The organism is Kribbella sp. NPDC051620 (assembly GCF_044453825.1).
Taxonomy (GTDB): Bacteria; Actinomycetota; Actinomycetes; order Propionibacteriales; family Kribbellaceae; genus Kribbella.
Genome location: NZ_JBITDB010000005.1, coordinates 803,228 through 828,254, shown reverse-complemented (window position 1 = coordinate 828,254; position 25,027 = coordinate 803,228). Strand labels below are relative to the sequence as shown.

The window sequence follows — 25,027 nt, the reverse complement described above, 5'->3', positions numbered from 1 at the left end:
CTACTGAACCTAGCGTTGGGCACATGACGAACTCGAGCGAGATTCAGCCCTTCCGGATCGACATCGCCCAGAGCGAGATCGACGACCTGCGCACCCGGCTGGCGGCCACCCGATGGCCGGCCACGCCGCGAGTGGACGACTGGAGCCGCGGCGTACCTGTGGCGTACCTCCAGGAGCTCGCCGGCTACTGGGCGAACGGGTTCGACTGGAAGGCTGCCGAGGCGGGGCTGAACGAGATCCCACAGTTCGTCACGGAGATCAACGGGCAGCGGATCCACTTCTTCCACCAGCGCTCGGCCGAGCCGGACGCGACGCCGCTGATCCTGACGCACGGGTGGCCTGGGTCGCCGGTCGAGTTCCAGCGACTGATCGGGCCGCTGACGGATCCGGTAGCGCATGGTGGGGATGCGGCGGACGCGTTCCATGTCGTCGTGCCGTCGCTGCCCGGGTACGGGTTCTCGAACCCTCTTGGCGAGGGCGGGTTCAACCTGTTCGGGGTGGCGCAGATGTGGGCCGAGCTGATGAGCCGGCTGGGCTACGACCGGTACGCAGCACACGGTACGGACGTCGGGTCGGGGGTGGCCGGGATGCTGCCGATGGTGGACGCGGCGCACGTGATCGGGGTCCACCTGGCCGGGGTGAGCGCGGCGGCGCCGTTCGGGGATCCGATTCCGCTGGACGGGCTGAATGAGTCCGACCGGGTGCGGGCAGAGCGATTCAACGCGTTGCAGGACGAGGGTTTCGGCTATCTGGTCCAGCAGCAGACCCGGCCGCAGACGCTCGCCTACGGGCTGAACGACTCGCCGGTGGGGCAGTTGGCGTGGATCGTGGAGAAGTTCGCGGAGTGGACCGACCCGGCGAACAAGCTGCCGGAGGACGCCGTCGACCGCGACCACCTACTCACCAACATCAGCCTCTACTGGTTCACCGGCTCAGGCGCATCGTCAGCCCACGCCGTCTACGAGGGAATGGCCGCCTGGAAAGCCCTTCTCGCGATGCAGTCCGGCGACGCCGGCAGCTGGGGCGATGCCGGTGATGGCGGAGGCTGGGGCGAGGCCGGCGCTGACGGCGGTGCGGGAGAGGCGTGGGGTGCGGTCGACGGGCCGCCGACTGGGGTGGCGGTGTTCGGGAGCGAGACGGCGATCAAGAGCCTGACCGATCCCGAGGGCAAGATCGAGCACTGGGTCGAGTACGAACGCGGTGGTCACTTCGCCGCGATGGAAGTACCGGACCTGCTCACGGCCGACCTGCGAACCTTCTTCCACCCCTTGCACTGAGCCATTCGACCGCCACCCCACCGAGGACGATCGGCAGCGGCCAGCTCCACGGACGATCAGGCACGTTGACCACCAGAACCGCCGTCCACAAGGCAATCCAGCTACCACCGTAGCCACGGAGCACACCCCGGTACCAGAACTCGCCGCCCGACTCCGCGGCCCGCTGGCCGAGGTACACGAACAAGTAGGCGGCGATCGACAGCGGCCAGAACACCCACAACCGCCCCCAGTCGTAAGGCACCATCACCAACGCCGTCAGACAGACCAACGCCACCGCCCAGTGAAAAACCTCCCCCGCCCAGGTCAGCCGCCGCCCCCGCAACGTGACAACAACCGCCAGCGGCCCCAACAAAACCCCGACCAGCCCAGCCACCACATGCAGAATCAGCGCGATGTCACGCATCAGTAAAAACAACCTGACATGTCAGCGAACCATAGTCTTCCCCACCCCCCACGTCTCCACCTCACACCAAGGAAATCCCACGCCGGCGCCTCGCGCTGAGCTCCCACCCACCCAGGGCGCGGGCTGCTTCGCACGCCCGCTGGGTGAAGGCAGGTGGTTGCGGCCTGGGAGTTTGGGTGGAGTGAGCGTGGTCGGCCTTGGCGGGTGCCGTCTTGCGGGAGGCACCCGCCGACGCCGCGACCGGCTCCGGGTCACTTACCGTTCAAGGTGCTCACCTCGCGGGGCCCCTTCGCTATCGGGGCGCACAGCCTGGGATCAGGGGGTGCTCGCTTCGGGCGGGTCGGCATGGGTGTGGGCTTTGGAAGCGGTAGGTCATTCGGGTACTGGCGGCAACCACCTCGATTTCACCAAGCGGGCGTGCGAAGCAGCACGCGCCCTGGGGCGGGTGGGAGCTCAGCGCCGTAGGAGCGACGCAGGAGCGAACGAGGCGCCAGCGTGGGCGAGTACCTGCGGCAAGACAGCACCCACCGACGCCGACCACGCTCACTCCACGCCAAACACCCGCCCCGCAACCACCCGCCTTCACCAAGCGGGCGTGCGAAGCAGCCCGCGCCCCGGGGCGGGTGGGAGCTCAGCGCCGTAGGAGCGACGCAGGAGCGAACGAGGCGCCAGCGCGGGGAGTTACCTGACGGGGTAGCTGGCGACCATTCGTACTGCGTGGTTGCGGTAGCCCAGGCGTTCGAAGCTGGCGGCCATGGGTTTGTTGGTCAGGTCGGTGTCGGCTCTAATGCGGTCGGCGCCGGTCTCGACCAACAGGTGGGTGATCTCCGCCAAGAGGTCGTCGCTGTAGCGGTGGCCTCGGTGTTCGGGCAGTACGCCGAGGTAGCCGACGACCGGGCCGCCGTTGTTGGCTGAGGGGAGGGCGAACCCGACCAGAGCACCGTCAGCGTTGTAGGCCAGCCGCCACCACGAGCGCTCCCCCGGCATCGACTGGTAGATCTCCAGCTCTTCCTTCGCCGCGCCCTCGACCCCGACCCGAGCCACCGCCCGCGCGGTCGCAGCGTCGAGGCTGCCTTCGATGACCCGGCGGAAGACGTCGAGGAAGGCCTCGTCATCGGCCGGCTCGAAACGCAACCGGGCCGACCGCGCCGGCAATCCAAAGTCAGGCGTCCACTCGTAGCGCAAACGCTCGGTCAGCTCAGACAACCCAGCGGCCGCCGCAGCCGCCAGCCGTGGCTCCAATGAGGCGACGACGGAAGGCTGATCGCGCCAGCCGTTCGGAAGGAAGATGTGGTACTCCGGTTCCTCCCCGTCCGTCGGGAAAGTGTCCAACGCGTGCCGAATCAACGAGCCCCAGACAGCGACACGGTCGATCCCCGGTACGGCGTACAGGCCGTCGATGCTGAACGGATGGGTGAACTGCTCCATCCCCCACCAGATGGCGAGGGTGATGATCCTGCCGTCGTCCTCGACGACCCAGGACCAGTCGTAGCGGTAGGCGCCAGTGAGCAGATACGAATCCCAGCGCTCCCGCGTGACGGTGTTGAGCGATTGATCGGCGATCAGCGTGTGGATGGTGTCGAGGTCAGCCTCGACGGCGGCGCGAATCTTCACGAACGAATCCTCCAGCAGGAGGCACGCGGCTCCGCTCAGTGCGAGCTGGACGAGCGGAACAGGCGCGCCGAAGTAAAAATCCTCATCGGTCACTCCTTCCACTCGGTTCGTTCTCGCTGGGCCAGAGACTAGAAGCCGACCGAGGTCACAGTCCACCGATTATCCGCGGCTGAGAGAATTGCGCGGTGACGTCAGAGATCCAGAACGTGCTGCGCAACCAGTTCGAGCTCACCTGGGCGCTGTTCGAGTACCACCTGGAGCGCCTGACCCCCGACGATCTGCTCTGGGAACCGGCGAAGCTCTGCTGGACGGTCCGCCCGGACAGCGTCGGCAACTGGCGGGCGGACTGGTCCGACAGCGCGCTCGACCCGATCCCGGTTCCGACCATCGGCTGGCTCACCTGGCACATCGGCTGGTGGTGGTCGACCGCGGCGGCTCACGCTCACGGCGCGGTACCACCGGACCGTACCGCGGTGTTGTGGCCGGGCGACCTGGCCAAGACCCTCGGCTGGATGCGGGCGCTGCGCGACCAGTGGTCCCACATCCTCGAGGACACCACCGACCTCACCCGGCCGGCCGTCTTCCCCTGGCCGCCGGAAGCCGGCCGCTCGACGGCCGATCAGTTCGCCTGGGTCAACACCGAGCTGATGAAGAACGCCGCCGAGATCGGCCAGCTCCGCCTGCTCAAAGCAGCAGACGCATAAAAAGAACCTGGCCCCGGGCAAAGTGCCCCGGGGCCAGGTTCTTGCAAAGAAGGAACTTCTAGGAGATCAGAAGTCCATGCCGCCCATGTCGGGCGCGCCACCCGGAGCGGCCGAGGCCTTCTCCGGCTTGTCGGCGATGACGGCCTCGGTGGTGAGGAACAGGGCCGCGATGGACGCCGCGTTCTGCAGCGCCGAGCGCGTCACCTTGGCCGGGTCGATGATGCCGGTGGCGATCAGGTCCACGTACTCACCGGTTGCGGCGTTGAGGCCCCAGCCCGGCTCGAGGTTGCGAACCTTCTCCACCACGACGCCACCCTCGAGGCCGGCGTTGAAGGCGATCTGCTTCAGCGGAGCCTCGACCGCGGACCGCACGATCGCGGCACCGGTGGCCTCGTCACCCTCGAGCTCCAGCTTCTCGAACGCAACGACCGAAGCCTGCAGCAGCGCCACGCCGCCACCGGCGACGATGCCCTCTTCGACGGCGGCCTTCGCGTTGCGAACGGCGTCCTCGATGCGGTGCTTGCGCTCCTTCAGCTCGACCTCGGTGGCCGCGCCGACCTTGATCACCGCAACGCCACCGGCCAGCTTGGCCAGCCGCTCCTGCAGCTTCTCGCGGTCGTAGTCGGAGTCCGACTTCTCGATCTCGGCGCGGATCTGGTTCACCCGGCCGGAGATCTGGTCGGCGTCGCCGGAACCCTCGACGATGGTCGTCTCGTCCTTGGTGACGACGATCTTGCGGGCCTGGCCGAGCAGCTCCAGGTCCACGGTGTCGAGCTTGAGGCCGACCTCCTCGGAGATGACCTCACCGCCGGTCAGCACGGCGATGTCGACCAGCATGGCCTTGCGGCGGTCACCGAAGCCCGGCGCCTTGACGGCGACGGTCTTGAAGGTGCCCTTGATCTTGTTCACGACCAGGGTCGCGAGCGCCTCACCCTCGAGGTCCTCGGCGATGATCGCCAGCGGCTTGCCGGTCTGCATGACCTTCTCCAGCACCGGGACCAGGTCCTTGATGCTCGAGATCTTGCTGTTCACCACGAGGATGTACGGGTCTTCGAGGACCGCTTCCATCCGCTCGGTGTCGGTCACGAAGTACGGCGAGATGTAGCCCTTGTCGAAGCGCATGCCCTCGGTGAGCTCGAGCTCGAGACCGAAGGTGTTGCTCTCCTCGACGGTGATGACACCTTCCTTGCCGACCTTGTCCATCGCCTCGGCGATGATCTGGCCGACCTGGGTGTCGGCGGCGGAGATCGAGGCCGTGGAAGCGATCTGCTCCCGGGTCTCGACGTCCTTCGCCTGCGCCAGCAGCTGCTCGCTGATGGCGTCGACCGCCTTCTCGATGCCCTTCTTCAGGCCCATCGGGTTGGCGCCCGCGGCGACGTTGCGCAGACCCTCGCGCACGAGCGCCTGGGCCAGCACGGTCGCCGTGGTGGTGCCGTCGCCTGCGACGTCATCCGTCTTCTTGGCAACTTCCTTGACGAGCTCGGCCCCGATCTTCTCGTACGGGTCCTCGAGCTCGATCTCCTTGGCGATGGAGACACCGTCGTTGGTGATCGTGGGGGCGCCCCACTTCTTCTCCAGCACGACGTTGCGGCCCTTCGGGCCAAGCGTCACCTTCACGGCGTCGGCGAGGGTGTTCATACCCCGCTCGAGGCCGCGGCGCGCCTCTTCATTGAAAGCAATAAGCTTGGGCATTCTCCGCGAGTCCTCCCGCGTCGAGTTTTTTGTTCAGCCGGCCGGATGCCCGCGACGGACGGTGCCATCAGTGCGGCGGTCACGTCCCGCCACGCCTCCGGCACCTCATCGAGGCCGTCTATGGTCACGCTCCAGGGCGCGAGCAGTTATCACTCTCGCCCATCGAGTGCTAACCAAGTATTAGCACTCGACCCAAGCGAGTGCAAGCCAGCTCCCCCTCCGCAGTACCGTGCTGAGATGACTCTGGAGGTCGTCCCAGCCACCCCGGACCGCTGGCCGGACGTCGTCGAGGTGATGCGCGACCGCGGCGACCCGGCTCGCTGCTTCTGCCAGTACTTCCGCCTCCGCGGCAAGGAGTGGTCAGGCACCTCCCCCACCGCCAAGCGCGACGCCCTGGGCGCCCAGGTCGCCTCGGACCGGCCACCAGGCGTCCTGGCGACAGACGCCGGTACGCCGGTGGGCTGGTGCGCCGTCGCTCCCCGGTCGGCGTATCCACGGGTCGTCACCTCCCCCAACTGGCGGGGTGGCGACCCCGACGCCTGGGTGGTGACCTGTTTCGTCGTACCGGTTGGTCACCGCCGTCAGGGCCTGGCTGGTGAGCTCCTCCACGGGGCGATCGACTTCGCCCGCGCCCAGGGCACCGTAGTACTGGAGGCCTGCGCTGTGGACCTCTCCTACACGGGCAGGGTCCCCTCCGCTGACCTCTACCGCGGCCCACTGTCCGTCTACCTGGAGGCAGGCTTCACAGAGGTCAGCCGTACGTCGGCGCGGTGGGTGCTGGTCAGCAAGGCGCTCTAGACCTTCGCGATGAACTTGACCTCGATCACCTGACCGGGCAGCGCCAGCCGGCTGATCCCGACCAGCGTGCTCGCCACCTGGGGGTCCTCCCGGCCGTACGCCGCCTTGCGCACCGGCCCGGCCGCCTCGAACGCCGCCGGGATGTCGAGCACGTAGAGCACCTCCTCGACCACGTTCGCCAACCCCGCGCCGAAGCGGCTCAGCAACTCGGCAGCGTTGGCGTAGGTCTGCCGCATCTGCTCGGCCATGACCGAGAAGTCCGTCACCTCGCCGGCCGCATCGAGCGGCGCCGGCGCAATCAGCTCCTCGCCGACGTGGCCCAGCTGCCCGGAGAGATAGATGGTGTCCCCGTGCCGGACGGCCTGCACATAGCCGTACTGGCTCTCCCACGGAACCCCGAAGCTCTCCACCTGTGTCGTGGTCATGGCACTCCCGATCCAGAAGCTGAATATTGAACCAACCGTAGGATTCGAGAACCGCGCCACACCAGCAGCGACGATGCCAAACGGAGCAAGGATGGTGCCATGGCCAAACTGACGGTGGCGATCCTGGCCGTACCGAGGCTGATCGCCCTGGACCTCAGCATCCCGCTGCACATCCTCGGCCGGTACGCCGGTTACCGGGTGACCGTCTGCGGTGAGGTGATGTCCACGCATCCGCTGGCCGCCGCGGCCGATGCCGACATCATCGTCGTACCCGGGTACGACGACCCCGAAGTCTCCCTACCCGCCGAGTACCTGGACGTGATCCGCGCAACCGCCGACCGGGGCGCTCGCCTGGTCGGCATCTGCACCGGGACCCTGGCGCTGGCGGCGGCCGGCGTACTGGACGGCCGGGACGCGACCACCCACTGGGAGTACGTCGCCCGCCTGCGCGCGAACCACCCACTCGTCAACGTCCTGGAGAACCGCCTGTTCGTCGAGGACGGCAAGATCCTCACCTCGGCCGGCGGCGGCGCTGCCATCGACGCCTGCCTGCACGTGATCACCACTGACTTCGGCGCAGCGGCCGCGTACGAGGCCGGCAAGCACGTGGTGGCAGGACCGGCCCGGAGCGGCGACCAGCGCCAGTACGTCGACGTACTGACCCCGCCTCGCTCCGACCTGTCGACCACCCGCGAGTGGGCGATGCAGCACCTGGGCGAACCGCTCACCGTGCGGGACCTGGCTGAGCACGCCAGCCTGCCGCGCAGGACGTTCATCCGGCACTTCACCACCGAGACAGGCATGCCACCGATGCACTGGGTCGCACTGCAACGCCTGCTGAGCGCCCGCCGGCTACTGGAGACCTCGGATTGGTCGGTCGAGCGGATCGCCGCCGCTACCGGCTTCGGCAGCGCGGCCAATTTCCGCACCCACTTCCGCCGCCAGGTCGGCACCACTCCCAGCGCCTACCGAGGCTTGATTAGTTACAATCAAGATCTGTAACGGAAAAGGAGCTGGTACCGATGGCTGCCGAGTTGTCCGTAGTGCGCGCTGGTGAGGGCGAGTCCGTCGCCATTCCCGGCTTCGGCGCGGTGTTCAAGCTGGCCAGCCGGGTGCCGGGCGCCGAGGTCTCGATCGTCGAGCACCCGTTCGCGGTCGGCACGATCACCGCGCCGCACCGGCACACCCGCGAGGACGAGCACTCGATCGTGCTCGAAGGTGAGATCGGATTCCGCTCCGACGACAGTGAGGTGGTGCTCGGTCCCGGCGGCTACATCACCAAGCCCCGCGGGCAAATGCACGCCATGTGGAACGCCGGCGACCAGCCCGGCCGGATCATCGAGGTGATCACCCCTGGCGGGTTCGAGAGCTACTTCCGCGAGCTGAGCGAACTACTGGCGACACCGGCCGACGGAGTACCGACTGCCGCCCGGCCCGGCTTCGCCGAGCTGGCGGAGAAGTACGGCCTCACCTACGGCGAGCCGGACTGGCTGGACGACATAGTGCGGCGATACGCACTGCGCGCACCGACGCACGGCCGCGGCTGACGCCGCCGCGCCTGGCGCAACAAGCGGCCTTGGCCCGGGCAAGCCGAGCGCTAGCTGGGTGGGGCGAGCACGGGCCAGAGGGCCGCAACCACAGCCGGTGCGATGTCTTCGCGGGGGTCGCCGCGGTAGAAGGCGGCGAAGTAGCTGCCGAAGCAGAGCGTCGCGATGGTTCTCCGGTCGAGGCCGGCACGGACGGCGCCCAGCTCTTCAAGCTCGCCGAGCAGGTTCTCGAGCAGTGCGAGCCGCGGCTCGACCGCGTGCTCGCGGAGGATCTCCAGCAACTCCGGCGTTCGGATCGTCTCCCCCGCGAAGTCGGCCATCAACACCATCGCGTCCGGGTTGTAGTACGCCGGATCCAGCCGCCGCACCGCCTCGGCGAAAGCATCCCGCGGCGCCAACCTGCTCAGATCCAGCGTGTACAGGTCCTCCTGCTGACGGAACCCGTAGTCCAGCGCGTCGACCACCAGATCGAACTTCGTCGCCCACCGCCGGTACAGCGTCGGCCGGCTGACCTTCGCGTCGGCCGCGATGTCGCCGATCGTCATCCGCGCGTAGCCGTCCGAGACCAGCCTGTTCCGGGTCGCCCGGATGATCGCCTCGTCGAGCTCCGCATCCCGTGGCCGCGCCATGCCCACAAACGTTACAGCCAGTGGCTGGAATCAATCCCCAACGTCCTCCAACTGTGCGATCAGCATCTTCGGAGCGGTCAGCCGCCAGGCCTCGACCAGCAGCTCGCGCAGTTCCTCCTCATCGGCGACCGCCAGCTTGACCTCCAGCCAGGCGAACCGCCCTGACGCCCACGACGGCGTGTAGACCTCCGGATCCTCCGCGACCAGTGCCTCTTGCTCCTCCCGGAGCGCCTTCAGCATCACCGAGGTCTCGTCCGCCGACAGGTAGACGAAACCCTTCTTCCGCACCTTGAACGCAGGCTGCCCGGCCCACCCCACATGCTCCTCCACCCCGGGCAGGGCGAGCAGCGTCTTCGTCACCGCCTCAGCATCCATCCCCCGACGGTATGACCCGCCACCGACAGAAAATATCGAAAGTCGTCAGGGGTCCAGGGCCGCTCCGGCTGACCCGGATCAGGGGTCGGACCAGGGTCGGGTCGGTACCGATCCCGATGTGGGAAAGGGGTCCGCGGCGGCAGAGTAGTGGACATGACGAACTCCACTGCACCGTTCTCGAACCTGTCCGGTAAGTCTCTTCGCCGCTCGCGTGACCAGCGGATGCTCTCCGGTGTTTCCGGTGGCCTGGCGGAGTACTTCAACATCGACGCCACCCTGGTCCGGCTGGCCATCGTCGGCCTGACCCTGATCACCGGCGGCACCGCGCTGATCGGCTACGTGATCGCCTGGATCGTGATGCCCGAGGCCGACGGCAAGGCGGTCTGGCAGACCGTCAACCAGCCGCAGCAGCAGTCCACCCCCGAGTCCGACATCGCCGCTCGCATCTACGACGACAAGCCGCCGGCGGCGTGACGGGCGGACGCACGGCAGCAAGGTGACAGCGCCAACAGATAGGCCACAGGCGCTCTCATACTTGCTGCCGTGCCGACCGACGCCGCACTGACCTACTGCCCTCAGTGCGGCCACCAGCTCCCCAGCGACCCGCGCTACGTGACATGGTGCGACCGCTGCGACTGGAACCTCGATCCCAACCCCCAAGAGCACGACCCCACCTGGCACCTCCAGGTAGAGCCAGTCACCAACGCTCCAAGCCTGTACTCCGTACTACGTGAGCTGGCGGCCGCCACCGGCGCCAGACCCGTCAAGACAGTCGGGGTGACCACCCTCCCGCGCATCTCGATCACCCGCCGAGCCCTGCGAATCGGCCTCCCCCTCTGGGCCGGCCTGGAACCGCAGCAGCGCCTAGCAGTACTCGCCCACGAGCTGTACGACGCCAAGCGCGGCTGGCACTCCGAATGGCGCACCGACCTCAAGGTGGCCAGGCTGGTTGGCACCGAAGCTGCAGCGACCGCGCTGGAACGCTCGCTTATCGCCGGTACCACCTACCAGTCCCTGGCGCGAGCACTCCGCTTCAACCCGTCGCTGGATCCCCTAGAGGCCCTCCGCCGCAGCGCAGCCCCGCTACCGGACCACGAGCTCAACCGGCGCATCCGCGTGAGCATCCTCCGCAACACCCGCTGCGACCCCAGCCACCCGCCCACCCACCTCCGCACCCACCGCATCCGCTTGACCGACGTACCGGGAACTCTGGAGCTCACCGATGCGGACAGCAGCGCTATAGACCAAGAGCTGCAACTTCCTGCAACAGCTGTCCTCGCGGCACTCCGTGACTAGATCTCCTGCCACACTCCTCAAGTGCAGACAGACCAGGGCACCAGCCGCTGCCCCCAGTGCGACCACGAGATCCCCGTAGATCCGCAGTACGTGACGTGGTGTGACGAGTGCGACTGGAATGTGGACCCGACCGGCTCAACCCATCAGGTCGCTTCCAGGCGACGGCGGCGCGAGCACAAGCTGGCGGACACTCTGTACCGGGAACTCGAGCACGGCGAGATCCGTCGTCCCGGCTGGACCGCTGCCCGGGTCGGCACCTATCTACTGTCGACGCTGATCCTGGTGGTACTCCCCCTGGCGGGTCTGGTCGGCGGCATCTACGCACTGGTCTCGTACCGGCCGCTCTGGATCGGCATTCTGCTGTCCGTCATCCCGTTCGGAGTCACGTTCCTGCTCCGCCCCCGGGCCCATCGCCTCGGCTCCGACACCCATGTGGTGAACCGGGAGCAGGCTCCCCGGCTCTTCGGGCTGCTCGACGAGATCGCCACCAAGATCGGTACCAGGAGCGTTGGGCTGGTCGAGCTCAGTCCGTATCCGCAGATCGGCTTCATCAAGGTCGGGTGGCGATTCACGCCAGTGATCAGGATCGGCCTGCCGCTGTGGGCGGGGCTCGGACCGCAGGAGCGAGTCGCCGCACTTGCCCATGAGCTCGGCCACGGCAAGAACGGTGACGGCCTGCACCGCTGGGTCGTCAACTCGGCGGTGGACGCACTGCAGGAGATTCAGATGACGTCACGCAACGACGAGTCCGATGAGTACCGGTTAGAGCTGCAGACCTACTACTTCCACGGCTACAGCAACAACGCCATCAACAGTTTCCTCGACGCGACGATCGGCTCGCTGGCCAGAGGCGTGCAGTGGTTGCTGACGACGGCGGACCTGAGAGCCGGGCAGCGCGAGGAGTACCTGGCTGACCGGCGGTCGGCGGAGATCGCCGGCTCGGAGGCGGCCGCCGGCGCCCTGGAGCGGTACACGCTCGGCTCGACCTCGTACCGAGCGATGGAACAGGCATTGCGCTTCAACTCGGACGCCGACCCCCTAGAGGCGGCCGCCCGGGCCGTGGGCGAGATCCCGGCCCGTGAGGTCGAGCGGAGACTCCGGGTCAGCCGGTTGCGGGAGACCCGGCGCGACTCGACTCACCCGCCGACGAACCTCCGCGCGAAGCTGATCCGGACCAGACCCGCGCGGGACCCGCTCGTGGAGCTGGAGATCGAGGAGAGCCAGGTCATCGACAAAGAGCTGGCCGAGCCTGCGCGGGCCGTGCTGAAGGAACTGCGGTCCGCGTTGCGCTAGACCTTCAGCGAGGTCTTCTTGGTGGCTGCGGCGACGGCGATGTCAGGGTGGTCGGAGAAGACGCCGTCCACGCCGGTGGCGGCGAAGCGGGCCAGTTCGCCGGTCAGGTCGAGACCGGTGGGGAGGAAGCGGCGTTCGGCGCGGAAGGTCCAGAGCTGGACCGACAGGCCGGCCCGGTGGGCCTGGTCGACCAGCCGGGTCGGTTCGCCCAGGGCGCCGCTCGCAGTACGCGGGATAACGAGGTCCTTGTGCGGTGCCAGTACCTGCGCGTACGTCGAGATCTCGCGCAGGCCGGCCGGCTCGATCAGGTCGGCGAAGGTCCGGGGGTCGCCGGCCCGGAGGAAGTCGTTGGGCGCGTTCTCGGAGTCGATCAGCTGGACCAGCGGTACGTCCGTCATCACCGACAGCCGGCGCAGGCTGGTCGGCTCGAACGACTGGATCATCGCCTCGCCCTTGTGCAGGCCGAGCGCGACCAGGCGCTCCGCGAGCAGCTCCTCCAGCGGCAGGCCGAGGCGGCGGAAGTACGCCGGATGCTTGATCTCCGGGATGACCCCGATCGGGCGGCCGAGCCGGGCAGACTCCTGCCGCGCCAGCGCGACCACCTCGTCGAAGGTCTGGATCCCCTCGCGGCCGTCGTACGCCGTGTTAGCGGCGCGCAGGGCGGGCATTCGCTCCCGCGCTCGCAATGTGCGCAGCTCCTCGTAGCTGAAGTCCTCGGCGAACCAGCCGGTCACGGCCGTGCCGTCGACGATCTTGGTGATCCGCCGGTCCGCGAACACCGCGTGCTCCGCGACGTCCGTCGTGCCGGACAGCTCGTTCTCGTGCCGGACCACCAGGACGCCGTCGAGCGTCGGGACCAGGTCAGGCTCCAGATAGTCGGCGCCTAGGGCCGCAGCGAGCCGATAGGCCTGCGGCGTGTGTTCAGGACGGTAGCCACTCGCTCCCCGATGCGCGATCACCAGCATGGTTCCAGCACAGGGGGCCCAGGTGGCGGCGCGGGAACTCGTTGCCCAACGCAAGGTGAAGCTCGCCCACCATCTGAGGGCCGCTGGTAAACCACATGCTTTTGTCGGTGCGGCCACCTAGCCTCGAAGGGTTATGAGACAGCTTCCGTTGGCCGATCCCGGCATCCCCGATCACCGTTCGCCTGCCCGCTACCTGTGGTGGGTGGCGCGCGGTCAGAAGGCCACGCTCGCCGGCGGGATGATCTTCGGAATCCTCGCGATGGGCGCGCAGGCGCTCGTACCGGCCGTGCTGGGCAAAGCGATCGACCAGGGCATCGCGGTGGGTGACACCGAGAAGTTGGTGCTGTGGAGCGGGGTGCTGTTCGCGGTCGGCCTGCTGCAGGCGCTGGCCGGCATCATGCGGCACCGGTTCGTCGTGGCCAACTGGCTGAGCGGCGCGTACCGCACGGTCCAGGTGGTCACCCGCAAGGCGGCAGACCTCGGCGCCACCCTGCCCAAGCAGCTCGCCACCGGTGAGGTCGTCAGCGTCGGCTCCAGCGACCTGGCCTACATCGGCAACCTGCTCGAGGTCTCCGGCCGGTTCGCCGGCGCCGTCGTCACGTTCTTCGTGGTCGCGGTGATTCTGCTGTCGTCGTCGACACTGCTCGGCCTGATCGTGCTGATCGGCGTACCGCTGATGGTGTTCGGCCTCGGCCCGCTGCTGCGGCCGCTGCACACCCGCCAGTCCGCGCAACGCGAGGCGGTCAGCGAGCTGAACTCGCTGGGCTCCGACATCGTCGCGGGCCTGCGGGTGCTGCGGGGCATCGGCGGCGAGGACTCGTTCTCGCGCCGATACCGGCACGAGTCGCAACAGGTCCGTACCGCCGGCGTGAAGGTGGCCCGGATCCAGTCGCTGCTCGACGCGGCGCAGGTGTTGCTGCCCGGCATCTTCACTGTGATCGTCGTCGGCCTCGGCGCGCACTTCGCCCTCCGCGGCGAGCTGAGCCCAGGCAGCCTCGTCGCCTTCTACGGCTATGCCACCTTCCTCGTACTACCGCTGCGGACCGCGACTGAGGCGGCCGAGAAGCTGATGCGCGGCCTGGTCGCGGCCAAGCGGGTGAATCGGGTGCTGGCGTTGACCCCCGACGTCGTGGATCCGGCGCAGCCCGTGCGGCTGCCCTCGGCGGGCGACCTCGTCGACCCGGTCTCCGGGATCCGCGCCCGCAACGGGCTGCTGACCGCGATCGTCTCCGCCGAGCCGGATCGCGCCGCCGAGCTGGCCGACCGCCTCGGCCGGTACGACGACGCCAGCGAGGTCCGGTACGGCGGGGTGACCCTGGCCAGCGCGACCCGGGCGGATGTCCGCGCCCGGATCCTGGTCAGCGACACCGGCTCGCAACTCTTCACCGGCACGCTGCGCCAGGAGCTCGACCCGGACCACCGGCGTACCGACGAAGAACTGATGACGGCGATCCGGACCGCGTCCGCCGAGGACGTGCTGGTCGCGTTGACGGACGGGCTCGACTCCGAGGTCGAGGAGAAGGGCCGGTCGTTCTCCGGCGGGCAACGGCAGCGGCTGGTTCTGGTCCGCGCGCTGCTGGCCGACCCGTCGGTGCTGGTGATGGTCGAGCCGACCTCCGCCGTCGACGCACACACGGAGGCGCGGATCGCCGACAGGCTGCGCGAGCACCGGGCCGGCCGGAGCACGGTGGTACTGACCTCGAGCCCGCTGCTGCTGGACCGCGTCGACGAGGTGAGCTTCGTCGCCGCCGGCCGAGTGGTTGCTGTCGGCAAGCATCGCGACCTGCTCGAGACCGATCCGCTCTACCGCAGAACAGTCACCCGCCAAACCGAGGACGAGGAGGTCCGCGCATGAGGCAGATTTTGCCGGTGGCGAGTTCGGCGGAGGTTCGCCGGCATGCTCGACGGATCGCCAGGCGGCATCCGCGGGCGCTGGTCATCACGATGGGGCTGCATGCCTTGGCCGCGGTGTCCGGGCTGGCGGCGCCACGGCTGATCGGCACGCTGGTCGAGGACGTCCAGCGCGGTACGACGGCGAGCAAGGTCAACCAGGTGATCCTGGTGATCGCCGTCTTCATCGTGGCGCAGTCGTTGCTGACCCGGTGGGCGCGGTTCCGCTCGTTCGCGCTCGGCGAGCAGGTGCTGGCGGAGCTGCGTGAGGAGTTCGTCGACAACGCGCTGGCGCTGCCGATCGGCACCGTCGAGCGGGCCGGCACGGGCGATCTGCTGTCCCGGACCTCGCGTGACGTCGACGCCTTGTCGAGGACGGTGCGGTTCGCCGTACCGGAGACGATCGTTGCCCTCGTCACGATCGCCTTCACGGTCGCCGCGACGCTGCTGGTCGGCGTCTGGGTGCTGCTCCCGCTGCTCGCGATGGTGCCGTTGCTCGCACTGAGCACCCGGTGGTACCTGCGGTATGCCAAAGACGGGTACCTGCGCGAGAACGCGGCGTACGCGCAAATGACCAGCTCGCTCGCCGAGACGGTCGAAGGCGCGCGCACGGTGGAGGCACTGCAGCGGTACGACGAGCGCGTGCGGCGCACCGACGACGACATCCGCGGCTCGTACAACGCCGAGCGCTACACGTTGCGCCTGCGCACGCTGTACTTCCCGGTCGTCGAGATCGGCTACTTCGTACCGATCCTGGGCACCCTGCTGTTCGGCGGCTGGCTGCACATCAACGGCCACATCTCGCTCGGCGCGGTCACGGCCGGCGTGCTGTACGTGAACCAGTTGATCGACCCCGTCGACCGGCTGATCTCCTGGCTGGACGAACTACAGGTCGGTGGCGCCTCCCTGGCGCGGCTGCTCGGCATCAGCGGCGTACCGGATGATCGGACCCCGTCAGGTCGCACCCCGGCCAGCGAACTGGTCGAGGCGCGCGACGTGCGCTTCTCGTACGTCGATGGCCGCGACGTGCTGCACGGCGTCGATCTGACCGTCCAGCCGGGCGAGCGGATCGCGATGGTCGGCCCGTCCGGCGCGGGCAAGTCGACGCTCGGACGGCTGGTCGCGGGCATCCACCCGCCACGCACCGGCTCGGTGACGGTCGGCGGCGTCGCGATGACCGACTTGCCGCTGGATGACCTCCGCAAGCAGGTCGCGCTGGTCACCCAGGAGCATCACGTCTTCGTGGGCACGTTGCGGGACAACCTCGTGATGGCCCGTGAGGACGCCTCCGACGCCGAGCTGCTCGACGCGTTGGCGGCGGTCGATGCGCGCGACTGGGCCGAGGCGTTGCCGGACGGGCTCGATACTCGGGTCGGTTCCGGCCAGATTGCGTTGACTCCTGCCCAAGCGCAGCAGTTGGCGCTGGCCCGGCTGGTGCTGGCCGATCCGCACACACTGGTGCTCGACGAGGCGACCTCATTGATCGACCCGCGAGCGGCCAGGCATATGGAGCGGTCGCTGGCCGCGGTGCTGGAGGGTCGGACGGTGATCGCGATCGCTCACCGGCTCTACACGGCCCACGATGCCGATCGGGTCGCAGTAGTGGAGGACGGCCGCATCACCGAGCTGGGCAGTCACGACGAGCTGGTCGCGCGACAAGGCTCGTATGCCGCCCTCTGGGCCTCCTGGCACGGCTGACCCGCACGGAAGGCAGCCGGCTCTCCTTGACCGACCTCGTCCCCCACCTCGCTTGAGGTGGGGGCCGTTGTTCAGGGTCGTTTGCGGATGGTGAGGACAGCTGAGTCGACGTGGGGTGGGGGTGTGAAGGCCTTGCGGGGAAGACGCAGGCCGATCGACAGGTCGTAGTACCGGCTCCATCTGACTGCGCCGCTGATTCGGGCCGGTGCTTGGTGGCCGGTCCAGCGGTTGACCACTTGGCGTTGCAGGACGAGGTCGGCTGCGACCAGGCGGGTGCCCGGGGCAAGCAGTCTCTTGAGCAACGCGGTGGAGATCCCGTACGGCGGACTGGAGACGACTCGGAACGGTCGTGACGGCAACCTGAGATCACCGGCATCGGCACGGACCACCGTCACCGGATCGTCCGCGAACCGCCGACGCAACCGGTCGGCGCGACCAGGGTGGAGCTCTACGGCGACCACCTGGGCCCCGGCCCGGACCAGCGGCGCGGTCAGCGCACCGAGGCCGGCTCCGACGTCGAGGACGAGATCACCGGGTTCTACTCCGGCGGCGTCGACGACGCGTTGGGCCCAACGACTATCGAGCGGATGCCATCCCCAGGCACCCCTCGCCTGCCCGGAGCCGGGCACGACGGACCATTACGAAGTAGTTGTTAGCCATGCGTCGACCCTAGAGCCTGGATCGCCTTGCCATCAAAGCATTTTCGGCTGCGCGCCCAACGACGTGACGGTCTCGCCGGTACGCCGCTCCGCCAGCTGGAGCCGTTCCCTCTTGGCCGCGGAGAGCCCCGGCCGGGCGAGTTCTCGTTGTACGTCGAGCACCCGAACCGGAAGCGTGTCCGTCATCAGCAACGGCGCGTACTGCGCGTCGGCCTTCCACCGGTCGCCGTCCTTGCGGAAGGTGAACTTCATCAGCAGTCCCTCGGCCTTCGTGCTGTCCGGCTGCCGATGCGCGGCGACGAGGTTGCCGAGCCCGTAGACGACCCACTTGCCGTTGATCTGCTCGATCGGCTGGACCACGTGCGCGTGGTGGCCGAGGATCAGGTCGATGTTGCTGTCGGCAAGGAGTTCGCCGGCGACCGTACGCTGTTGGTCGTTGGGTTTCTTGCTGTACTCGTCACCCCAGTGGCAGCTGACCACGACGATCTCGGCGCCGTTGTCGCGGGCCTTCTTCGCCATCGCCTTGATCTTGCCGACGTCGAGCTTGCCGGCCCGCCAGGTCTGGCCGTCGGGGTACGGGAGCCCGTTGAAGCCGTAGGTGTAGCTGAGCAGAGCAACCTTCACGCCTTGCACGGTGACGATCGTCGGGGTCTCGGCCTCGTCGGGGGTGCGGGCCGTGCCGGTGTGCTTCAGGCCTGCCTTGTCGAGCAGCTTGAGGGTACGGTCGATGCCGGCCGCTCCCTGGTCGAAGCTGTGGTTGCTGGCCGTGGAACACGCGTCGTACCCGGTCTTGACCAGGGCGGGGACGATCTGCGGTGGGCCTTGGAAGAGCGGGTAGCCCTTGGGCGGCGTACCGAGCGGTGTTTCGAGGTGGCAGACGGCCAGATCGGCTTGTTCTACAAGGGATCTGACACCTTTGAGCAGGGGCGCGAAGTCCCATTCGCCGTTGCTGCCGTCGCGCTTCGCCGTGTTCCAGAGACGCTCGTGGAGCAGGACATCGCCGGTCGCGACCAGCGTGAGCTGATCCGGCTTATGTGCTCCGCTGATGGGCTTCGTCTTGGGACCGGCCGTGGGGTGGTTCTCCGCGGCTTGGGTGTCCGCGATGCAGCCGGTGACCGCGACCAAGCCGGCAACCAGCAGGACCGCCGCAACTGCCTTGCGCGCGGCCCATCCCAAGCCTGTCATCTGTCTCCCCCGGATTCGGCAGGTCCGCACCCCGCGGCCCCTCCTGCTCTGGAGACGCCCTGACAGCCGGAAAAGTTGAAGCCCCGTCAGCGCGTTAACCTCAGCGAATGGTGGAACTGAAGACCGCGGACCAGATCGAGCAGATGCGCGCCGCCGGACGAGTGGTCGCCTCAGCCTTGATCGCGGTCAAGAAGCACGCCTCGGTCGGCGTCTCATTGCGCGAGCTGGACGAGGTCGCCCGCGAGGTACTCCGGTCCGCGGGCGCGGTGTCGCTGTTCGACGGCTACCAGCCCGGATTCGCGACCCGACCGTTCAGCGGCGTCATCTGCACTTCGGTGAACGACGCCGTACTGCACGGTCTGCCGAGTGAGCTGCGCCTGGCCGATGGCGACCTGCTGAACGTCGACTGCGGTGCGTCGGTCGACGGCTGGTGCGCCGACTCGGCCACCAGCTTCGTCGTCGGTACTCCGCGCGCCGAGGACCTCGAGCTGATCGAAACGACCGAGCGGGCCCTCGCGGCCGGTATCGCGGCCGCGGTACCGGGTGCCCGCTTGGGCGACGTCGGCGCGGCGATCGGCGAGATCGGCCGTCGGGCCGGCGTCGGCACCAACCTCGACTTCGGCGGCCACGGCATCGGCCGCCGCATGCACGAAGAACCCCACGTCCCCAACGGCGGCCACCCCGGCCGAGGCCTCAAACTCCGCCCCGGCCACGTGATCGCCATCGAGCCCTGGTTCTGGCACGGCCCCGGCAGCGTCTACGTCATCGACGACGACGGCTGGACCCTCCGCTCCACCGACCAATCCCGAGGCGCCCACGCCGAACACACCGTCGCCATCACCCCCGAAGGCCCCGACATCCTGACAACCCGCGGATGACCGCACGCTAGCCGGAGAACCGCAACGAGTACGGCGCACGGATCTTCCAAGGCAATACATCTTGCTCTTTGTTCTTGCTCTTTGTTCTTGCTCTTACTCCAAGACCCGTTGCGCTAGAAGAGTGTTTGTTGGTTGGGGTCTGGGGTGAGAGGTGGGACGGGGGCTGAGGGGCGGCGGCGGGTGGGTTGGCGGCGGGTGCGGAAGCGGGCGGTGGTGGGGTCTGGTTCGCCCCAGCCGGATTGGGAGCCTGGGCCGGGGGCTTCGACTACTCCGTTGGTGGAGGAGCGGTGGCGGGAGCCTCGGCCGAAGCCGTGTTTGTCGAGGAGGGGGCGGGCTTTTTCTTCGAAGGCGTTGCGGAAGCTTTGCAGGGCGTTGGAGCCGTGGGAGTAGAGCTGGTCGTAGCGGGTGACCAGGTCGGGGCGTTCTTCGGCCAGCCACTTCATGAACCACTCCTTCACGCCGGGGCGCAGGTGCAGGATCAGGGTGGTGACGCCGGTCGCGCCGGCATCCGCGAGTTCGCCGAAGAGGTGGTCGAGTTGCTCGGGCGAGTCGGTGAGCCAGGGAAGTACCGGCGCGACCATCACCCCGCACGGCAGACCGGCGTCGCGGATCGCGCGGATCAGATCCAGACGGCCGCGCACCGACGGCACACCTGGCTCGACCAAGCGGCGGAGATCCTCGTCAGCCAACGCGAGCGAGACACCCAAGCCGACAGGGACCTCCTCAGCCGCGGCGGCCAGGACGGCGAGATCACGCCGGAGCAGCGTGCCCTTCGTCAGGATCGACAGTGGGGTGCCCGAGGCCGCGAGCGCCTCGATGATGCCGGGCATCAACTGGTAGCGGCCCTCGGCCCGTTGATAGGGATCGGTATTGGTGCCTAGGGCAACCTGTTCGAAACCCCAGGACGGCCGGGCCAGTTCGCGGCGCAGCACCTCCGCGACATTCGTCTTCACGACGATCTGCTGGTCGAAGTCCAGCCCGGTGTCGAGCTCGAGGTAGCGATGGCTCGGCCGGGCGAAGCAGTACCGGCAGGCGTGGGTGCAGCCGCGGTACGGGTTGATCGTCCAGGTGAACGGCATCCCCGAGCCCGGCACCGAGTTCAGCGCCGACCGGGCCAGCACCTCGTGGAACGTGACGCCCCGGAACTCCGGGGTCGTCACGCTCCGCACCAGCCCCGCGATCGACCCCAGCCCAGGCAGCGCACCCGGCGCCTCTGCTTCGATTCGCTGCCCAGCCCATCGCATGGACAACAGTCGAACACATGTTCGCCAGAGAATCAAATGAACGCGGAGGCGTTCCGCACAGCCCATTCGCGGTAGGACAGAGCAGGCCGCCCAGTCACCTCGAGCACAGTCGGCTCAGGCGACATCCGGTACTCCGACATCATCCGGAACCCGTCCAGCAACCACGAGGCCGTCTCCGCCCCCATCGCAGGCGCCCATAAAGCCAACGCCTCCGCCGGCGACAACGACTCGAACCGCAACCGCCGCCCGATCGCCGCCCCGATCAGCTCGACCTCCTCCGGCTGCGTGATCGCCTCCGGCCCACTCATCACCAACTTCCGCCCGGTATAGCTCTCATCCAGCAGCACAACCCGCGCCACCGCCGCGATATCCGCCAGATCGATCGGCGTCTGCACCGCCTCCGGATACGGCGCCCGCACCACCCCCTCAGCCTTGATCGACCCAGCCCAGTCCAGCGTGTTGTTCATGAACTGCCCCGGCCGCAGATGCGTCCACTCGAACCCGGCCTCCTCGATCGCCCGCTCCAACTTGTAGTAGTGCCACCCCGAAGGATCCCCCGCGGCCTCGTACTCCGCAGGCTCCCCCGACAACACGACCACCCGCCGCACGCCCGCCTCCAACGCGCACTCCACAAAGGAATCCACCAGCGCGGGCAGCGGCGCGAGATAGACCGTGTCGACGCCCTTCAACGCCGCCGGCAGCGTCGACGGCCGACCCAGATACCCCTCCGCAACCTCGACCCCAGCAGGCAACGCAGCCCGCCGAGGGTCATTCGTCAGCGCTCGAACACAAGCAGCTCCAGCAGCCACCAACTCATCCACCAGCAGCCGCCCGACGCTGCCCGTCGCACCCGTCACCAGAATCGTCATCCGCCACTCCTCAGGTCGATTCCCGTAGGCTATACGAGAATAGCAAGCGGGCGCATATGAGAAAGTTCCTCGACGGCAGGAAACGGGGAGGCGACAGTGGCGGTACGGCACAGCGGTGGCGGTTCGGCCGACCGCACCTTGGCCCTGCTCTGGCGCAACCACAAGCCGGCCCAGCCGAGCCAGCAGACCAAGCTCGGCCGCCGCCCCACCCTCGACCTCGACAAGGTCGTCGACGCAGGCATCGCGCTGGCCGACGAGCAAGGCCTGGCCGCCGCCTCGATGAGCGGTGTCGCCAAGGCACTCGGCGTCGGCACCATGACGCTCTACACCTATGTCCCCTCCAAGGAGGAGCTGCTCGACCTGATGGTCGACCAGGTCCTGGCCGAGCGCGACCTCCCCGCCCCCGGCGAGCCACGCCCGACCGGCTGGCGCGACCAGATCAACCTGTACTCCGAACAGACCCGCGCCATGTTCCACCGGCATCCCTGGCTGGCCAGCATCTCCACCATCCGCCCACCAGTCGGCCCCGGCATGCTGGCCGCTCGCGAGTACCTGCTGTCCGCCTGCGCAGTACTAGGCCTCTCCCCCCGTCAGACCAACACGGCAGCCCTCGCCATCACGACGTACATCGACTCTGCAGCCGGCCTGGAGGCGGAGAGCGACCAGTTGGAGCGACAGACCGGCCAGAGCCACGACGCCTGGTGGACCGAGCGCTGGGACCTCTGGGAGACGTACTTCGACCAGGACCGCCACCCGACGATGACGGCGATCTGGAACGCCAAGGGCTACGGCGACGGCACCCGCGAGGCCGCCGACGAGTCCTACCGCTTCGGCCTGGACCGCCTGCTGGACGGCATCGAGTCCCTCAGGACCCGGACGCCCTGAGCCGCTCCTGCCGATCAGCGATGTAGTCACGTGCATTCGAGGCACTCTCCAGCTGCCCAACCGACTCATACAGGCCGGCCGACACCTTGGCCAGCTCGATCGCTTCCAGCAACCGTCCCTGCATGTCCCGTACCAGCGCCAGCTCCCAGTGCACCACCGCATCGCTCGTCGGGCTCCGCAGGTCATCCGCAGGCAACTCGTCGACCACAGCCCGGGCCTCGTCGAGCAACCCCTCCGCTTGGTCCAACGAACCGGTATAGCGCGCCGACTGCGCAGCAAGCCGCAGCGCGGCCACCTGGTCATGCAGCTCCCCAGCCAGCGCGTACTGCTCGGCCGCGGCCACCAGTGCATCAACAGCCTCGGAGTCCTGGTCAAGCTGTTCGAGTAGCTCACCCTTCTTGCGCAGGACCATGCCCAGCCAATCCGAGCCGGCATCAGGCGGTGCGTCAGCAAGGACCAGCTCAGCCTGGGGCAACGCGGCCGCTGGCTCATTGAGGTCCAGGTACGCGGCGAACAGCACATTGCGTAGTACCCGCAAGCTGTCCGCCTCGGCCAGCTCACCAACACCCGAGTCAGTCAGCATGGCAAGCACCTGCTCGCCGATCTCCGCAGCCTCCAAGTTGCGCTCCTGAAGGTGCATCCGATGCGCCATCTCGATCCGCGCCTTGGCGAGCGCCCAGCCGGCCACCGGGTCGTCCGGCCGGGCAGCGACCGCGGCGAGTTGCTCAGCGCAACCACCATCGCCGAACAGCTCCAGCGAAGTCACCCACGGTCGCTCGGCCAGCAGCGATCGGGTGAGCTCGCTCTGGTGCCGGTTGCCGTTCCTGGCGTCGAACGCCGCCGCCAGCTTCCACGCCTGCTCGGCGAAGGATTCGTCGACCCGCCCAGCCGCGGTGCAGAAGGCCAGCGCATCGGCCTGCGAGACACTGGCCTCGAGGCCGGACGAATGCCGCTGCACGAGCTCCCGAGCCCGCTCGGCGTTCCCGGTCAGCACGCAGAACCTGATGTGCTGCGCATGCGCGAACAACTCGTCGGGGTCGTCGCGCACCAACCGGTAAGCCACCCGATGAGCATCGGCGGCCCCCTCGAGATCGCCGACCGCGACGTACGCCGGCAGCGCCGCCGCCAGCAGCGCCTGTGGTTGCTGATGGCAACCATCAACCGGCGAGGCGAAGGCTGCCTCGGTCACGGCAACGGCCTCGACAGCGCGGCCGGTCTCGATCAGATGCCGGACCTGGTAGATCTGCTCACAGCCTTCACACCAAGCGAAGTCGTCCCGCTCAGCGGCCAGGCACGCCTGGTACTGCTCTTCCGCCACCGATGCATCACCGAGATGCCGGGCGACCAGCCACCGGCAGAAGTGCACGATCCGCAGACTGTTGCCAGCCGCCCGATGACGCCGCTCCAGATCGTCGAGCAGGTCCAGCGTCCGGTCGAGCGGCAACCCTGAATACTCGTCGAACTGCAGCACGACGTACCCGAAAGTGGTCAGCAAGCTGTCGAGCTGCTCCGGATCCGGCTCGGCGTCGTACGCCGCGACCGCCCGCCCGAACGGCTCCAGCGCCAGCGCCGGATCCGCACCGAACACCAGCCGGTCCACCTGCGCGATCAACAGTTCGAGGTCCACCCCCAAGAGACTAGAGGTCGAGCGTGATCCAGGCTGGGTCGTGGTCCGTTCCGTCACGGGCGAGCTTCTTGCGACGCCCGATGAAAGCGCCGGTCAACCATGGGGCGAGGGCGGGTGACAGCCAGATCTGGTCGATCAGGTCGAAGGATCGCGGCTGACCGGTCTCCTTGAAGGTAGAAGTCCACGCGGGGCTCGAGGGCAGCTCGACCGTCGTCTTCACCGTCCCCACCTCAGTCGGCGACAGAAGGGCACTGACCAGCCCGGCCTGCTCGTAGGCCACCAGCGCCGGCGAGTCAGGCGTGTCGTTCATGTCCCCGCAGAGGAGATAACGCTGGCGGCTCGACGTACGGGCCGCGATGATCCGGGTGATCGTCTCGGCCTGCCGCTGCCGCAGCAGTTGGGCCGCCGCGGCCGCCGCGACCGGGTCGGCCACGGTGAAGTCGACGAACTTCGACTTCAGGTGCGTACCGAAGATCGTCAGAATCCGGCGCCCGCGAGCGTCCAGGATCTCCACCTCGACCAGGTCGCGGGAGAAGATCGGCCGGTCCGGTACGTCGGGATGGAAGACCCGCTGATAACTCGTCACCCCGCCGAGCGGCCGCCGCGACAGGATCCCGATGTCGATGAACCGGACCGAGTCGTTGCCGTCGATCACCATCACGTGCTCGTACGCCCCGCCGAGATGCTCGCGGTTGAACTCCCGCAGTACGTCGACGTTCTCGATCTCCTGCACGACCCAGACGTCGACATCCGCCGCGAGCAGCCGCTCGGCGATCCGGGCGGTGTCCGCGGGCGGCTTCGCGACCAGCAGCTTCCCGTGCCCGTCCAGCTGCAGCCGCCGCCGGTCCTCGTTGTCGAACGTGTACGTCGCCGGCACCGAACTCGTCCCGGCCGCCAGCACCTCGACCGCGCCGGCGAAGTTCCACCGGTCGAACAGGTTGTTCAGATTGAATGTCCCCACCGTGAGCACCATCAGCCCTCCCCAGGCTCGCCCCCTGCTTCTCAAGGTACGGCCCCGGCCACGCTTCGTCACCAACTCGGAGATGAACTGCGAATGCCGGTAGCTTGTACGGG

Annotated in this window: 25 protein-coding genes; 12 read left to right on the top strand and 13 right to left on the bottom strand. The window is 68.2% G+C overall.

Annotated features, from left to right (window positions below; all coding sequences use genetic code 11):
• The first annotated feature begins 23 nt into the window (after positions 1-23).
• The gene (locus tag ACIA12_RS28670) at positions 24-1,277 is read left to right on the top strand and encodes an epoxide hydrolase family protein (protein ID WP_396370163.1); all 1,254 of its coding nucleotides are present in this window, start codon (positions 24-26) and stop codon (positions 1,275-1,277) included.
• Here the strand turns inward: ACIA12_RS28670 and ACIA12_RS28665 are convergent.
• Together ACIA12_RS28665 and ACIA12_RS28660 are read right to left on the bottom strand one after the other, a co-directional pair.
• Positions 1,237-1,680, bottom strand: coding sequence for a hypothetical protein (locus tag ACIA12_RS28665; RefSeq protein WP_396370162.1), 444 nt, complete (start codon positions 1,678-1,680; stop codon positions 1,237-1,239). The genes ACIA12_RS28670 and ACIA12_RS28665 overlap by 41 nt on opposite strands.
• Before the next feature lie 681 nt (positions 1,681-2,361).
• On the bottom strand, positions 2,362-3,294 hold the full coding sequence (locus tag ACIA12_RS28660; protein WP_396370161.1) for a GNAT family N-acetyltransferase: 933 nt from the start codon (positions 3,292-3,294) through the stop codon (positions 2,362-2,364).
• Positions 3,295-3,479: 185 nt separating this feature from the next.
• On the opposite strand from ACIA12_RS28660, the gene ACIA12_RS28655 reads away from it, so the two are divergent.
• Complete coding sequence (locus ACIA12_RS28655; RefSeq protein ID WP_396370160.1) at positions 3,480-3,998, top strand: DinB family protein; 519 nt, start codon at positions 3,480-3,482, stop codon at positions 3,996-3,998.
• A 66-nt stretch (positions 3,999-4,064) separates the two neighbouring features.
• On the opposite strand, the gene groL is transcribed toward ACIA12_RS28655, so the two are convergent.
• A complete protein-coding gene (gene groL / locus ACIA12_RS28650; protein ID WP_396370159.1) occupies positions 4,065-5,690 on the bottom strand; it encodes a chaperonin GroEL in 1,626 nt (541 codons plus the stop codon).
• A gap of 237 nt (positions 5,691-5,927) precedes the next feature.
• Here groL and ACIA12_RS28645 point away from each other — a divergent pair, with 237 nt between their 5' ends.
• Positions 5,928-6,488, top strand: coding sequence for a GNAT family N-acetyltransferase (locus ACIA12_RS28645; RefSeq protein WP_396370157.1), 561 nt, complete (start codon positions 5,928-5,930; stop codon positions 6,486-6,488).
• On the opposite strand, the gene ACIA12_RS28640 is transcribed toward ACIA12_RS28645, so the two are convergent.
• The gene (locus ACIA12_RS28640) at positions 6,485-6,913 is read right to left on the bottom strand and encodes a Rid family hydrolase (RefSeq protein WP_396370156.1); all 429 of its coding nucleotides are present in this window, start codon (positions 6,911-6,913) and stop codon (positions 6,485-6,487) included. The genes ACIA12_RS28645 and ACIA12_RS28640 overlap by 4 nt on opposite strands.
• A gap of 99 nt (positions 6,914-7,012) precedes the next feature.
• On the opposite strand from ACIA12_RS28640, the gene ACIA12_RS28635 reads away from it, so the two are divergent.
• Both ACIA12_RS28635 and ACIA12_RS28630 read left to right on the top strand, forming a co-directional pair.
• The gene (locus tag ACIA12_RS28635) at positions 7,013-7,915 is read left to right on the top strand and encodes a GlxA family transcriptional regulator (protein ID WP_396370155.1); all 903 of its coding nucleotides are present in this window, start codon (positions 7,013-7,015) and stop codon (positions 7,913-7,915) included.
• 20 nt (positions 7,916-7,935) lie between these two features.
• Positions 7,936-8,460 (top strand): cupin domain-containing protein, encoded by a 525-nt coding sequence (locus tag ACIA12_RS28630; RefSeq protein WP_396370153.1) that lies wholly within the window; start codon positions 7,936-7,938, stop codon positions 8,458-8,460.
• Between the two features lie 50 nt (positions 8,461-8,510).
• Here the strand turns inward: ACIA12_RS28630 and ACIA12_RS28625 are convergent, their stop codons facing one another.
• Together ACIA12_RS28625 and ACIA12_RS28620 are read right to left on the bottom strand one after the other, a co-directional pair.
• Positions 8,511-9,089 (bottom strand): TetR/AcrR family transcriptional regulator, encoded by a 579-nt coding sequence (locus ACIA12_RS28625; RefSeq protein ID WP_396370151.1) that lies wholly within the window; start codon positions 9,087-9,089, stop codon positions 8,511-8,513.
• 30 nt (positions 9,090-9,119) lie between these two features.
• The gene (locus ACIA12_RS28620) at positions 9,120-9,464 is read right to left on the bottom strand and encodes an MmcQ/YjbR family DNA-binding protein (RefSeq protein ID WP_396370149.1); all 345 of its coding nucleotides are present in this window, start codon (positions 9,462-9,464) and stop codon (positions 9,120-9,122) included.
• A gap of 153 nt (positions 9,465-9,617) precedes the next feature.
• On the opposite strand from ACIA12_RS28620, the gene ACIA12_RS28615 reads away from it, so the two are divergent.
• The 3 genes from ACIA12_RS28615 (at position 9,618) to ACIA12_RS28605 (ending at position 12,053) form a co-directional block, all read left to right on the top strand.
• Entirely contained in the window at positions 9,618-9,938 is a 321-nt protein-coding gene (locus ACIA12_RS28615; protein ID WP_396370148.1) for a PspC domain-containing protein, read from the top strand.
• 69 nt (positions 9,939-10,007) lie between these two features.
• Entirely contained in the window at positions 10,008-10,760 is a 753-nt protein-coding gene (locus ACIA12_RS28610; RefSeq protein WP_396370147.1) for a hypothetical protein, read from the top strand.
• Between the two features lie 21 nt (positions 10,761-10,781).
• Positions 10,782-12,053 (top strand): M48 family metallopeptidase, encoded by a 1,272-nt coding sequence (locus tag ACIA12_RS28605; protein ID WP_396370146.1) that lies wholly within the window; start codon positions 10,782-10,784, stop codon positions 12,051-12,053.
• On the opposite strand, the gene ACIA12_RS28600 is transcribed toward ACIA12_RS28605, so the two are convergent.
• Positions 12,050-13,018, bottom strand: coding sequence for a glycerophosphodiester phosphodiesterase (locus ACIA12_RS28600; RefSeq protein WP_396370145.1), 969 nt, complete (start codon positions 13,016-13,018; stop codon positions 12,050-12,052). The two genes, ACIA12_RS28605 and ACIA12_RS28600, sit on opposite strands and share 4 nt — an antisense overlap.
• 133 nt (positions 13,019-13,151) lie before the next feature.
• Here ACIA12_RS28600 and ACIA12_RS28595 point away from each other — a divergent pair, with 133 nt between their 5' ends.
• Complete coding sequence (locus ACIA12_RS28595) at positions 13,152-14,873, top strand: ABC transporter ATP-binding protein (protein ID WP_396370144.1); 1,722 nt, start codon at positions 13,152-13,154, stop codon at positions 14,871-14,873.
• Positions 14,870-16,606, top strand: coding sequence for an ABC transporter ATP-binding protein (locus ACIA12_RS28590; RefSeq protein WP_396370143.1), 1,737 nt, complete (start codon positions 14,870-14,872; stop codon positions 16,604-16,606). The genes ACIA12_RS28595 and ACIA12_RS28590 overlap by 4 nt, the downstream gene beginning before the upstream one ends.
• A gap of 71 nt (positions 16,607-16,677) precedes the next feature.
• Here ACIA12_RS28590 and ACIA12_RS28585 read toward each other — a convergent pair whose 3' ends face one another.
• Positions 16,678-17,235 (bottom strand): rRNA adenine N(6)-methyltransferase family protein, encoded by a 558-nt coding sequence (locus tag ACIA12_RS28585; protein WP_396370141.1) that lies wholly within the window; start codon positions 17,233-17,235, stop codon positions 16,678-16,680.
• Between the two features lie 63 nt (positions 17,236-17,298).
• The gene (locus ACIA12_RS28580; RefSeq protein WP_396370139.1) at positions 17,299-18,450 is read right to left on the bottom strand and encodes a CapA family protein; all 1,152 of its coding nucleotides are present in this window, start codon (positions 18,448-18,450) and stop codon (positions 17,299-17,301) included.
• A 107-nt stretch (positions 18,451-18,557) separates the two neighbouring features.
• Between ACIA12_RS28580 and map the strand changes: the two genes are divergently transcribed.
• Entirely contained in the window at positions 18,558-19,328 is a 771-nt protein-coding gene (gene map, locus ACIA12_RS28575) for a type I methionyl aminopeptidase (RefSeq protein ID WP_396370137.1), read from the top strand.
• Between the two features lie 113 nt (positions 19,329-19,441).
• Here map and ACIA12_RS28570 read toward each other — a convergent pair whose 3' ends face one another.
• On the bottom strand, positions 19,442-20,572 hold the full coding sequence (locus tag ACIA12_RS28570; protein WP_396370136.1) for an Rv2578c family radical SAM protein: 1,131 nt from the start codon (positions 20,570-20,572) through the stop codon (positions 19,442-19,444).
• A gap of 32 nt (positions 20,573-20,604) precedes the next feature.
• The gene (locus ACIA12_RS28565) at positions 20,605-21,441 is read right to left on the bottom strand and encodes an NAD(P)H-binding protein (RefSeq protein WP_396370134.1); all 837 of its coding nucleotides are present in this window, start codon (positions 21,439-21,441) and stop codon (positions 20,605-20,607) included.
• A gap of 96 nt (positions 21,442-21,537) precedes the next feature.
• Between ACIA12_RS28565 and ACIA12_RS28560 the strand changes: the two genes are divergently transcribed.
• Positions 21,538-22,326: a TetR/AcrR family transcriptional regulator gene (locus ACIA12_RS28560; RefSeq protein ID WP_396370133.1), complete on the top strand. Its 789-nt coding sequence runs from the start codon at positions 21,538-21,540 to the stop codon at positions 22,324-22,326.
• On the opposite strand, the gene ACIA12_RS28555 is transcribed toward ACIA12_RS28560, so the two are convergent.
• Together ACIA12_RS28555 and ACIA12_RS28550 are read right to left on the bottom strand one after the other, a co-directional pair.
• The gene (locus ACIA12_RS28555) at positions 22,307-23,953 is read right to left on the bottom strand and encodes a hypothetical protein (protein ID WP_396370132.1); all 1,647 of its coding nucleotides are present in this window, start codon (positions 23,951-23,953) and stop codon (positions 22,307-22,309) included. The two genes, ACIA12_RS28560 and ACIA12_RS28555, sit on opposite strands and share 20 nt — an antisense overlap.
• 10 nt (positions 23,954-23,963) lie before the next feature.
• Positions 23,964-24,914, bottom strand: a complete 951-nt coding sequence (locus ACIA12_RS28550) for an endonuclease/exonuclease/phosphatase family protein (RefSeq protein WP_396370131.1) — start codon at positions 24,912-24,914, stop codon at positions 23,964-23,966.
• Positions 24,915-25,027: the final 113 nt, after the last annotated feature.